This is a genomic window from Kitasatospora sp. NPDC052896, assembly GCF_044547075.1.
Taxonomy (GTDB): Bacteria; Actinomycetota; Actinomycetes; order Streptomycetales; family Streptomycetaceae; genus Kitasatospora.
The window spans coordinates 15402-29168 of sequence record NZ_JBITZU010000041.1 but is presented as its reverse complement, the minus strand read 5'-3'; the positions used below and the strand labels follow the sequence as shown (position 1 = coordinate 29168).

Genomic DNA, 13767 nt, shown 5'->3' with positions numbered 1-13767 from the left:
ACTCCGCCACCACGCCCGTGACCCCAGCCGCCCACTCGCCACTTTCGGCATCACGTGATCAAACCGGACAGATCCTCGGAACGACACCGCCCTGGCCCAGAGGGAGTGGTTCAATCATCGTTCAGTGCACTGAGCCTCAGCTGATCAAGGCACTGGAGCTGGGCGCACTCTGTCCCGTGAACCTTCAACATGCCAGCCGCTCGGAAGTGCAACATTCGCTGGTGCCGCCGTGGAAATGGCCGGCTGCGGCAGAGAGCGTACGAAGCGGGCTGCGCCACGATGGCGCGGATGCGCCTATGTGCATATAACCGTATGTCACCGGACCGTGCGCAGCCCCGATCCTTACTACTGCGGACCTTGACTTCCGCACATGCCGATCTTCTCTCAGTAGTGTCGACTCAACCGACCTTGTATCAAGTGTGAGCTGCCGAGCCATCAGTCAGCGATTGGACGATGTCAGCTATCGCACTGTCAGCAGTACTACCAGACAGCAGTTTTGTGTTGGGCGGCGGTGCGGTGAGGGATGAGTCGACGGCTACGAACTGGTCGGCCGAGTTCGCTTTGCCGAGCAGTGGGATGGCCCGTCCGAAGGTCGGTCCGACCGTAATGATGACGTCGCAGTGTTGGGCAATCAGGCTGGCCAGGTACGGCTGTGCTTGGTGAGGGTCGTCGGCGGGCGTGATCGTCTCGCGGATGTTCTTGCTGTGGTCAGGGTTCGCATTCTGCATCGCAGCCCAGGTCGAGCTGACGTCGGCCGAGCGTTCCGTGGTCGCCGCATCAGAGGCCAGGCAGGCACTGGCGTGCCGGGAGACGTCGTGGACCGCGATGGGGCTTGTCACAGGCTTGCTGGGGTTCAACTGGAGGAGTAGAGCGGTGACGGCTATGCCCGCTGCTGCGGCGGAAACCAGGACGGCCGCAGTGCGGTGGCGTGGCAAGTGCATGCGGGGATCTTTCTTCGGCTGGCCGTCAGGCGGGTCTCGGCCATGAGGGCATCGGTGCGCCACCTTACGCGCCTTCATGTGCCATCGCATCTGCCGAAGACCACCGGCTACCGGCTGTCCGACTCGCCCCTCGGGGCATGCAAAGAATCCTTCGCCCAAAGCCCATGGGATTTCAAAACTTTCCCACCTCGGCCGGTGGGCAAATCGAGCGAATGACGGATTTCTAGGCATCAATCGATCACCCGTGTGTGCGATTTCTTCTTGTCGATCAGGTGATGAGTGGGCTAGATCTCTGTGATGCCGCCCGTACGGGCTGTGTCTGCCTGCCTGGGAGTCTTTGTGCGTCGCCTGCTGTCCCGTGCTCATTCGTTGTTGTCCGTACGCTCCGCGGCCCGGTCTCGGGTTGGAGGTCGCCAAGTACGCGGTCGCCGGCGGTGGTCGGCGATCCTGGCATGCTTGGCGGTTCTGATGACGGTGTCCACGCAGTCGGCGTGGGCGTTCACGGCGCTTCAGGCTGTGGCGAAGCCTCAGGTACATGTGCCGGCCCAGCGGTCCGACAGTGCTGCCGGTCGCAGCCACACCGCCAGTGCCGCCTCGACCGAGCTGAACCACTCCAGTGGGCCGGCGGATCACACTCCGGCACCGGGTGAGGCCGCTCCGGCCGCGACACAAACGTCCGACACCGGCACCCATAGCTCCGGCACCGCAGTCAAGCCGGTCGCTACACAGGTCGTCCCGGCGCCCGTGAAGAGCCAGGCTTCTCCGAAGCAGTCGAATGCGCCGAACAAGTCAGCCAACGTGGTCCCGACCCGCCGCGCAAACGCCATGGATGCGCCCGCCGATCCACCCGGCGCGACGACCGTGCAGGCGCCGCCACCGTCGGGCGTGGAGCTGCAGTCGGCTCGTACCGCAACATCCTCGACGTACCAGAACGCCGATGGCACGAAGACCGTGCGGATGTACCCGCGGCCGGTCCACTACAAGAAGACCGACGGCACCTGGGGGGACATCAACACCGGTCTGGCGAAGGGATCGGACGGGCGATGGTCGGAGACGGCCAACAGCCCGTCCCCGATCTTCGGCGGATCCGGCGACGCCGCCAAGCTGGTCGACCTGCCGATCGATTCCGGGCACGAACTCGCCTACAGCCTCCAGGGGGCGTTGCCGGTTCCGGCGACGGTGAACGGTGACACGGTCACGTACCAGGGCATCATGCCGTCCGTCGATGTCCAGTACGACGCGCTGGCGGTGGGGGCCAAGGAGTCGCTGGTTCTTCACGATGCTTCGGCGCCGACCTCGTGGACCTTCCCGCTGCAGCTGACCGGCTTGACCGCCTCGCTTGATGCAAGCGGAAACGCCCAGTTCACGGACAGCTCGGGCGTGGTCCGACTGACGATCCCCCGCGGATTCATGGAGGACTCCAGCATCGATCCGACGTCGGACGAGGGCGCCATGTCCGACGGTGTGACGTATCAGCTGACGACGGTCAACGGGCAGCCGGCGCTGCAGATGACGCTGGACCAGGCGTGGCTGCACGACCCGCACCGGGTCTTCCCCATCCGGGTCGACCCCACCACCAACAACGTCAACGTCGGCCAGTCGACTTACGTGATGTCGCAGTTCACGGCGAACTACTCGAGTGACAGCGTCCTGAAGGTCGGAACCTACGACGGCGGCGGCCACGTCGCGAACAGCTACCTGTACTTCCCCGCGGTCTCCTCGGTCCTTGGTAACGACTACGTCGAGAAGGCGGGCCTGTCCCTGTACGACGTATGGGCCGCCAACTGCGCCCAGCGCGAGGTGGATGTCAACGCCATCACGTCGGCCTGGAACCCGTCCTCGGTCAACACCTACCCCGGTGTCAACATCGGCGGGCAGATCGGCAACGGCACCTTCGGCGCTGGCACGAGCTGCGGCAACGGAGCTCAGTGGGAGAACATCGACCTGGGTGACAGTCCCTCGGCTGCCGGTTCACAGCTGGTGGGTTCATGGGCGGACAATCCTGGCAGCAACTTTGGTATCGCTCTCACAGCGAGTACCAGCGACTCGAACGCCTGGAAGCAGTTCGCCAGCGTCAACTCGTCCAACCCGCCCTACCTGTACGTCACCTACGCTGACTGGGCAGCCAGCTACAGCATCGCGGGTACCTACCAACCACCGACCTACAACACGGCTGGCTGGCAGCAGGTCACGCTCAAGAACCTGGCTGCCAACTGGTGGAACTCCTCCAGCATGCAGGTCCGTGCACGGGTCTTCGATGCCAACGGCAACGAGCAGTCCGTGAACGCCCCGATGGTGGGTGTTCCCGGGGTAGTGCCGACCGGGCAGCAGGCCCAGGTGAACGCCGTGATCCCGATCTTGCCTCAGCTGGGCAAGACCTACACCATCTGTTGGGACGGTTACGTCGGCGGCACGACGTCGCTGCACGACTCCTACGGCATCCCCTGGCAGAACTGCTTCAGCGCGGCAGCTGCTAATACCGCGCCGCAGGTCGACGCGACGACTCCGCTGGGCAACTCGGTGCTGGGCACGTTGACGCCGCAGCTCTCCGCGGTGGGTCATGATCCGGACAACTATCCCGGCACCGGTCTGTCGTACGACTTCCGCGTCTACTCCAGCGCCTCGGGCACCACGCAGGTGATCGCCGACTCCGGTTGGGTGCCCAACTCGACCTGGACAGTGCCGACGGGCACGCTCGCGTGGAACGGCAGCTACCTGTGGAACGTCGAGATCGGGGACGGCATCACCGGCAGCCCTTGGTCGCCCTACAGTTCCTTCTCGACGCAGGTCCAGCAGCCGCCGATCACCTCCCATCTGGGGAGTGCGGCCGATGACGGGCAGGGCCACGACTTCGATCCGCAGGTGGGTAACTACACCACCTCGGCGACGGACGCCTCGGTGAAGGCGGTCGGCCCGGCTCTGACAGTGCAGCGTTCCTACAACTCGTTGGATCCGCGGACGAGCACGCTCTTCGGGGCGGGCTGGACTTCGCCGTTCGACATGCGTGTGACGCCGGACAATGACGGTACGAACGCCGTGGTACTCACATATGCAAACGGGCGGAGCGAGCGGCTGGGACTGGCCGCCAACAGCACCACGCAGTACACGCCGGCACCGGGTGAGTACGAGACGCTGACCGCTGTCACGGGTGGCTACTCGCTGCTGCTCAAGGACGGCACCCAGTACCAGTTCACCACCCAGGCTGGCGGGGCTTATCTGCTGACGTCGGCCAAGGACGCCTCCGGGCACGCGCAGAACCTGACCTACTCCAGCGGTCAGCTGGCCACGGTGACCGATGCGGTCTCGGGCCGTGCGCTGCACTTCACCTGGACGGCGAACGGGCGGCACGTGGCGACGGTGACTACCGACCCGGTCACGGCCTCCAACCCGAGCACCGCGCTGACCTGGACCTACACGTACAACGCCAACAACCTGGACGAGCTGGACCAGGTGTGCGCGCCGCCGACGGGCGGCAACACCGCCCCGTCGTGCACCTCGTACTCGTACACCGCCGGCTCACACCTGCGGACGGCGACCCTCGACGCGAGCCCGGCCTCGTACTGGCGTCTGGGCGAGTCCTCGGGGACGAACGCGTCCAGTGAGGTGATCGCGAACGAGGGCAACGACACCGCGCACTACTCGTCCACCGGCGTGACCCTGGGCACGGCCGGTCCGTCGACCGTCCCGTCCGCCACCGCGGTCACCTTCGACGGCAGTTCAGGTGTGGTGACACTGCCGGCGGCCAAGCAGGACATGTCGTCGTACGTCTCGCTCAGCCTGTGGTTCAAGACCACTGGCTCGGGTGTGCTGTTCAGCTACCAGACCGACTCGTTCCCCGCTGCCACGACAGGGCACAACTACACCCCTGCCCTCTATGTGGGTACTTCGGGCAAGCTGCACGGCGAGTTCTACCAGGGCAGCGCCGCCAGTCCGATCGTCTCGACCAACGCGGTGAACGACGGTAAGTGGCATCTTGCGGTGCTCACCGCCACCGGTGCATCCCAGCAGCTGTTCCTGGACGGCGTGGCGCAGGGCAGCCTTCCCGGTGCGGTCCTGGCCGGGGGTCAGCACGCGGAGAACGTGGGCGGCGGATTCATCGGCGGTTGGTGGCCGGACGAGCCGTTCTACAACACGGGCGACAACACCGGGCATGCCAGCTACTTCAATGGCTCGATCGCTGATGTCGCGTTCTACAACCGCTCGCTGGGTACTCCGGCCATCACCTCGTTGTGGCAGGCCGGGACGCAGGGCTCGACCGAGCTGACCGGTCTCACGCTGCCGAGCGGGAAGACCAAGCTCCAGGTCAGCTACGACCCGGTGAAGGACAGGGCGACCCAGGTCACCGACGCCAACGGCGGCACTTGGAAGATCAACGCACCGTCCGTCTCTGGTTCCTCGCAGGAGTACCGCGGGCAGGTGATGGGCTCGAACCCGGCCGCGTACTGGCGTCTGTCGGACACGGCGGGCACTCAGGCTGCCAATGAGATCTACACGCCGCGCCCGACTCCGAACAACGGCACCTACAGCAACGCCACCCTCGGTGCGGCCGGTCCCATGACCGGGTCGGCGGGTGCGACGTCCTTCGACGGCGCGACCTCTTCCGTGCAGTTGCCGGCTTCGATGATCCCCACCCAGGGGCCGGCCGGGATCGCGCTGTGGTTCAAGACCACCGGCTCCGGGACCCTGGTGGGCTTCCAGAGCACGCCGCTGGACGCTCCGCAGGCATCGGGCACGGCCGCGTGGAACCCCACGTTGTACGTGGGCAGCGACGGCAAGCTGTACGGCGAGTTGTGGACCGGGTCCGTCAACCCGTTGGTCAGCGCGTCCGCGGTCAACGATGGCAAGTGGCACTTCGCCGTGCTGTCGGCCGACGCCGTCAACTCCCAGACCCTCTACCTGGACGGGCAGAAGACCGCCGGACCGGTCACCGCCACGATCGGCACCAACGGCACCCAGTACCTGTACCTGGGCGCGGGCAACGCCAACGGTTGGACCAACGCCGCCAGCACACCGTTCGGGCACTTCAACGGGCAGATCGCGAACGCCGCGATCTTCCCGCACGGCCTGTCCGCCGCCACGGTCAGCTCGCTGTACACCCAGGCAACCACCCAGACCGCCGCCCAAGGCGCCACGGCCACCCAGCCCTCCGCCTACGACGCGGCGATCATCTCCGCCCACCCCTCCGGCTACTGGCGCCTGGACGACGCCAGCGGCAACCAGGCCACCGAACTCATGTCCTCCGCCGCACTCGCGCAGAACCGCGGCACCGAGAACAACACCACCCAGGGCCAGAGCGGCCCCTGGGCCTCCGGCAGCGCCACCGCCACCTCCTTCAACGGCACCAGCTCCTACATCCAACTGCCCGCCGCCGCGATCCCGCAGGCCAACAGCAACGCCACCATCGGCGTCTGGTTCAAGACCAGCACCCCCGGCGTCCTCTACAGCTACCAGAACGTCCCCCTCGGCCAGCCGAACGCCGGCCAGAGCGGCATCAGCGACTTGTGGACCCCAGCCCTGTACGTCGGCACCGACAACAAGCTCCACGGCGCCACCACCTCCACCACCAACGGCGCTGTCTCCGCCGGCACCGTCACCGACAACAACTGGCACTACGCCGTACTGACCGTCACCGGGACCACCCAGCAGCTCTACCTCGACGGCCAGGCCACCGGCAGCCCCATTACTATCGCCGACACCTACAACGGCAACGGCTACGCCTACCTCGGCGCCGGCAACACCCAGGGCGGCTGGTCCGCCGCACCCACCGACACCAGCGGCCACTTCAACGGCACCCTCGCTGACTTCGCCCTGTACCCTTACCCTCTGACCCCCACCGCGATCACCAGCCAGTACCAGGCCGCCACCACCGCCAATAACGGTGACGGGCTGGACGCGGCCAGCGCCTTCCGCGCCCAGGTCGTCCAGGACACTCCCAGCGGCTACTGGCGACTCGACGACCCGACCAGTTCCGTCTACGCCGCCGACGAGCTGGGCACCGCCCTGCCCGACCTCACCGCCGGCAGCTACACCAGCACCACCCTGGGTGCCGCCGGCCCCTCCGGCGACCCCGCGGAGACCGCCGCCACCTTCAACGGCACCAACTCCGGGCTCCAACTGCCCTCCTCTGATGCCCCGACCAATGGCGGTCCGGCCAGCATCGAGCTGTGGTTCAAGACCACCACCGCCGCCGGCGCCCTCTACGCCTACCAGGACTTCCCCGCCGGTGGCTCGCACGGCAGCACCAACGACTACAACCCCGCCCTGTACGTCGGCACCGACGGCAAGCTCCACGGCCAGTTCTGGATGGGCTGGACCGCGGACGCGATGACGTCCTCGGCGACCGTGACCGACGGCAAGTGGCACCAGGTCGTCCTCACCGGTGACAACACCGGTCAGACCATGTACCTGGACGGCGTCCAGACCGCGAGCAACACCACCGGCTACCCGATCACCTACAACGGCACCCCGTACGTGTACCTCGGCGTCGGCAACGACGACAACTGGCCCAACGCCGGCTCCGGCTACTTCAACGGCTCCATCGCCGAGGCCTCCTACTACCAGAGCCGCCTCAGCGCGACCACGGTCAGCTCGCACTACTCGGCGATGACCGGCAGCTCCGGGGCGATCCCGGTCACCACCGCGACCGTTACCGACCCCGGCAGCCACACCCTCACCTACCAGTACGACACCCACACCGCCAAGCCGATCGCCTACACCGACGCCAACGGCGACACCACCCGCTACAACTACGACACCAACGGCTTCCTCTACACCGTCACCGACCCCGACGGACACACCGTCACCACCGGCCACGACGCCCGAGGCAACACCGTCTCCCGCACCACCTGCCAAAACCCCAGCAGCTGCCACACCAGCTATGCCACCTTCTACCTCGACACCTCCAACCCGCTGGACGTCCTGAACGACACCATGCTGACGTCCAGCGACGCCCGCTCCTCCGGCCCCACCGACACGACGTACAGCACGAAGTTCACGTACAACAGCGCCGGGCAGCTGACCTCCACCACGCTGCCCGCCACCTCGGACTTCTCGAAGGGCCGCACCAGCTACACCACCTACACCGCCGGCACCGAGGCCGCGACCAACAGCGGTACCGAGCCGGCCGGTCTGCCCGCCACCAGCAGCAACACCGTTGACGCGAACGCCTACGCGCAGGCTTCGGCCGTCCCGGCGAACCAGAGCACCAGTTACCGGTATGACGCCCAAGGCAACCTCACCCAGACAGTGAGCCCGCTGGGTCTGACCACCACCTACACCTACGACAACCTCGGCCGTCAGATATCGAAGACCGAGAACTGCACCAACTGCGGCCAGGGCCAAACCCCTACCACCGCCACCACCACCTACACCTACGACGGCCAGGGCAACCAGGTCACCGAAACGGACCCCGCCACCACCGACGCGGTCACCGGCACCGTCCACACCGCCCAGACCACCACCAGCTACGACGCGGACGGCGACAAGACCAGCCAGACCGTCGCCGACACCACCGGCGGCGACAAGCCCCGCACCACCGCCTGGGCCTACAACACCACCAACGACCTGCTGGCCAACACCACCGACCCGGCAGGCCACACCACCAGCTACACCTACGACGCCTACGGTCACAAAGTCACCGAAACCGACCCGGCCGGCACCGTCGACCAGTACACCTACGCGCCCAACGGCGAGCTTCAGCAGACCGCGATCGCCAACTACACCGGCAACCCGGACAACCCCGTCTCGTCCCGCTCGCAGGTGATTGACTCCCGCGCCTACGATCCGGCCGGCCGCCTGGCCACCGACACCGACGCGATGGGCCGCACCACCCACACCTACTACAACGACGACAACACCGTCGCCGAAATCGACCTGGACGGCTTCCACAACTTCAACACCACCACCCAGGCCTTCGACGGCACCACCCGCAACATCGTCCTCCAGCAGAACACCTACGACGCCGCCGGCAACCTCACCCAGCGCATCACCGGTGGCGGCAAGACCACCGTCATCAACACCTACGACGCCGCCGGCCGCGCCGCCAGCACCACCATCGACCCCGGCGGCCTCAACCGCATCACCAAGAACACGTACGACGCCACCGATGACGTCCTGAGCACCGTCCTCACCGATGGCATCAACACCCGCGAGACCGACAACACCTACGACACTGCGGGCGACATCCTCACCCAGACCGTCAAGAACACCCCGCAGAACTCCATCACCAGCTACACCTACGACCAGCGCGGCCTTCCGCTCACCAGCGTCAGCCCCGACGGCAACGCGAGCGGCGCCACCTCCGCCAACTACACCACCACCTACTTCCACGACCCGGCCGGCCAGCTCGCCATCACCGACGCCCCGCCGACCCCCACCACCACGTTCAACACCACCACCGGCCAGCCCGTCACCCTCCCGGCCGCCAGCGCCGAGACCCGCACCGGTTACGACACCTTCGGCGAGTCCGTCGAGACCCAGAACCCGCTCGGGAACATCAGCACCACCACGTACACCCTGGACAGCGCCGGCGCCCACATCGCGGTCGCGGCGAACAGCTACACCACGCCCGACAAGACGACCACCTTCACCCCGGTCACCCGGACCGACTACGACGCGCTCGAACGACCGAGCGAGGTCACCGACCCCAAGGGCAACGTCACCACCCACACCTACGACCAGCTCGGCAACCTCGTCGAAACCGACCTGCCCGCGGCGGGCGGCACCACCCCCAAGTGGCTCTACACCTACGACCTCGACGACGAGCAGCAGTCCGCCACCGACCCCACCGGCGCGCTGACCACAGCGACCTTCGACGACCTCGGTCGCGAACTGACCTCCACCCAGGTCGTCCGGCAGCCCACCTCAGCCGTCTACACCACCACCTACGGCTACGACGACGCCGGCAACCCGACGTTGGCCATTGACCCCCGTGGCAACCAGACCACCGCCGCCTTCAACGCCGCCGACGAGCAGACCGCCGCGACCGACGCCCTGACCAACACCACCACCTACTCCTACGACCTCGCCGGCGAGAAGACCCGCACCACTCTGTCCGACGGCACCGCCACCACCGTCACCTTCGACCAGGCCGGCCAGGCGCTCACCACCTCCCAGCTGGACCGCAACGGCAGCACCGTGCTGTCCACCACTAGCCAGACCTACGACCCCGACGGCAACCCCATCACCGCCACCGACGCCAACAGTCACACCACCACCTACACCTACGGCGCCACCGACCTGCTGACTCAGCAGACCCAGCCCGTCTCCGCCACCGCCTCGATCACCACGAGCTTCGGCTACGACGCGGCAGGCAACCGCACCCAGTACTCCCACTCACGGACCACCGGCGGCAGCGCCGCCGACACCTTCTACACCTACAACACCCTCGGCCTGCCCGAGTCCACCATCGAGGCCTCCACCGCCGCCTACCCCAACCTCGCCGACCGCACCTACACCGCCACCTACGACGCCGACGGCGAACAGGTCACGGCGACCGAGCCCGGCGGCGTCACCCAGACGTCCACCTACGACGCCGACGGCCACCTCACGGCACAGAGTGGCACCGGAGCATCCGCCGCCAACGCGACCCGCACCTTCGGCTACGACCTCGACGGCCGCCTCACCTCCGCAGCCGCAGGATCCACCACCGACACCTACAGCTACGACGACCGCGGCGCCATCCTCTCCCAGTCCGGCAGCGGCGGCACCGCATCCTTCGGCTACGACCCGGACGGGAACCTCGCCAACCGGACCGACGCCGCCGGACCGGCAACCTTCGGCTACGACGCCGACAACCACCTCACCACCGAGTCCGAGCCCCTGACCGGCGCCCAGATCACCCTCCAGCACGACAGCGTGGGTGAAGTTACCTCCGCCAGCTTCGGCAGCGGCGCAGCCACCCGCACCTTCACCTACGACGGCCTGCACCGCATCACCGGCGACGTTCTGAAGAACCCGTCCGGCTCCATCGAAGCCTCCGTCAGCTACGGCTACGACGCCGCGAACAACGTCACCGCCAAGACCACCACCGGCACCACCGGCAGCGCCGTCAACACCTACAACTACGACTGGGCGAACCGGCTCACCAGCTGGAACAACGGCACCAGCCTGACCAACTACAGCTACGACAACGACGGCAACCTCACCCAATCCGGCAACACCAGCTACACCTACGACGACCGCGACCGCCACCTGACCGCCGGCACCACCACCTACACCTACGACGCCCGCGGCACCATCACCTCCACAAGCAACCAAGGCACCACCACAAGCGCCACCTACGACGCCTTCGGCCAGCAGATCACCAACGGCCAGACCACCGACACATACGACGCGCTCGGCCGCCTGGCCACCAACGGCACCAACACCTTCAGCTACACACAGACCAGCGACGCCATCACCTCCGACGGAACGCAGAACTACGACCGCGACCCATCCGGCAACCTGATCGCCCTGGGAACCACCGCCGGACCCGCCCTGGCCTTCAACGACCAACACGGCGACCTCACCGCCACCTACACCCCCACCAGCAGCGCACTGCTCGGCTCCACCGCCTTCGACCCCTGGGGCCAGCCCCTCGCCACCACCGGCGCCACCTCCACCATCGGCTACCAGGGCGGCTGGACCGACCCCACCACCCACCTCGTCGGCACCGCCTCCCGCTGGTACGACCCCACCACCGGCGCCTTCACCAGCCGCGACACCGCCAATCTCGACCCCACCACCGCCGCCCACGCCAACCGCTACTCCTACGTCGCCGGCCACCCCCTCAACGCCACTGACCCCACCGGCCACAACGAGTTCGGAGGGGAAGGAGGCAGCGAGCTCGGCGCCATCACATTCGACGACGTCGTGGACGAGTTGGAGGACAGCGGCACGAACAGTCACGACAACTCCCCAGCAGACGAAGCCACCTACGAAGTCGACAATCTCGAAGACGAAGAGTCGATGGAAGGGCACCAGGGAGAACGCTGGGAACACGACGACCCAGAAGCCCAAGACGACGCCGACACCACCGACGACGACGGCAACTCCCGCGTGGACGACAACCGTGTCACCTCGGATGACGACGGCAGAGTCTCAGACGACGACCGTGGCTCCGACGAATCACGACGCGGCCGCTCCAGTCGAGGCTCAAACCGCTCGTACCGCTCCTCCGAGCCCAGCCGTGGCAGCAGCGCCCGCAGCGGGTCCTCCGACGCCACCAACGATTACGTCGAGACCGAGGCCCGGAAGATCCAGGACGCCGTAGAGACGCGCTCAACCGAACCCCGCCCCGAAGGCAACCAGGCCAACCCCCAGGCCAACAACACCATCACCCAGCAGCCCGGCACCGCCCCCGTGCCCGGCGACAGCCCGATAGACCCCCTCAAGGACATCCAAGCCAACCCCACCACAAGCACCGCCGAGACCAGCACCACCACTACTCAGAGCACCGCCAGCAACCTCCCCGACACCACCGCCCCAACCACCACCGATGACACAGCGCCATCCCCTGACTCCGAGAACACCTCGGCAAACGATGACGACCAGTGCAGCTTCTCCCCCGACACGCCTGTCCTCCTGGCCGGTAACACCACCAAGCCGATCAGCCAGGTCCAGCCCGGCGATGAAGTAGAGTCCGCCGACCCGGGCACCGGAAAAGACCAAGGCACCCGCTCAGTCACAGCAACCCATGTCCACTACGACACCGACCTTGTCGACGTCGTCGTTGACCAGGACGACAACCTCCCAGCCGCCCTTCATACCACCGCCAACCACCCGTTCTGGGACGCCACAGTGGACGCCTGGGTGCCCGCCGGCAACCTTGTCCCTGGCCACTCCCTACAAACCCCTGACGGCCATCAAGTCAAGATCGTTACTGTCGTCGCCACTCCTGGTGGCGCCAACCGATACAACCTGACCGTCGACCAGCTCCACACGTACTATGTACTGGCCGGGACCACGCCGATCTTGGTTCATAACACCAATGGATGTGGTCCGGATAATCAAACATTCGCAACGCGTTCTGAAGCGAAGGCGGCAGCGTACGCCCGAGCTGGACTTCCTTCGGATGCAGTTCCGGATTCGGTGTGGACGGTCGGCGATGATGTGACTCAACGCGGGATGCCTGGATATAGGTTTGACTCAAGTCCTGGTGGACACGGGATCTACGAGCAATTTGAGACGGAGGATGGTTCGCGTCTGATCGCCGAGCACACCAATGATCCCAATGCGCCATTCTCCCATTTTCATGCGGGCCAGCCTAAGGTTGACCCATCTCGCGAAGGTGTCAACTTTGGCTGGGATGCGAGCTCGGAGTTTGAGCGATATTCCCCAGTGGGAGGCGCGCATCACATGTACTACGAATCGGACGAGTGAGTTCCGTGGATCTTGAAGCGCGCAGGTTGCTGCTGGAGTCGGCTGGTCTTGCCGTCCTGGATGAGGCATGGTCCGGAGAGGTGCCAGCACCCATGAGGGCCTGGCGTCCAATTATCGGTGGGGGGGCCACGCCCGCTGCAAGGGTTCGCATTCTCGAAGCGAATAGGCATCTTCCTGAGGTGCAGGACCAGTGGGAAGAGATTGCCGAAGGGTTGGGGCTCTTCGGAGATAAGGGTGAATTCCTCATCAGTGTGGCCGGCGTAGGCGCCGCGAATGCCCCTTGGACTTACGTCCGGCGCACCGGTCCCATGAGTCTGGCTCAGCGAATTGGGTCCATGGAAGGGGTGCCGGAGTTTGTGGCCATGTCCCTTAATGGTCACGCCGTGTGCGGAGTTACAACTGAGGAATATGACGTCTGGATTGTGACGGCATCGATCGAGTAGTCGAAGTCCCAGAGGCCCCACCG

General features: G+C 66.3%; 2 protein-coding genes. One reads left to right on the top strand and one right to left on the bottom strand.

Going from position 1 to position 13767, the window contains the following annotated elements; genetic code table 11:
* Positions 1-413: 413 nt before the first annotated feature.
* Positions 414-857, bottom strand: coding sequence for a hypothetical protein (locus ACIGXM_RS35975; RefSeq protein ID WP_396568333.1), 444 nt, complete (start codon positions 855-857; stop codon positions 414-416).
* Positions 858-1826: 969 nt separating this feature from the next.
* Between ACIGXM_RS35975 and ACIGXM_RS35970 the strand changes: the two genes are divergently transcribed.
* On the top strand, positions 1827-13301 hold the full coding sequence (locus ACIGXM_RS35970) for a LamG-like jellyroll fold domain-containing protein (protein WP_396568332.1): 11475 nt from the start codon (positions 1827-1829) through the stop codon (positions 13299-13301).
* Positions 13302-13767: the final 466 nt, after the last annotated feature.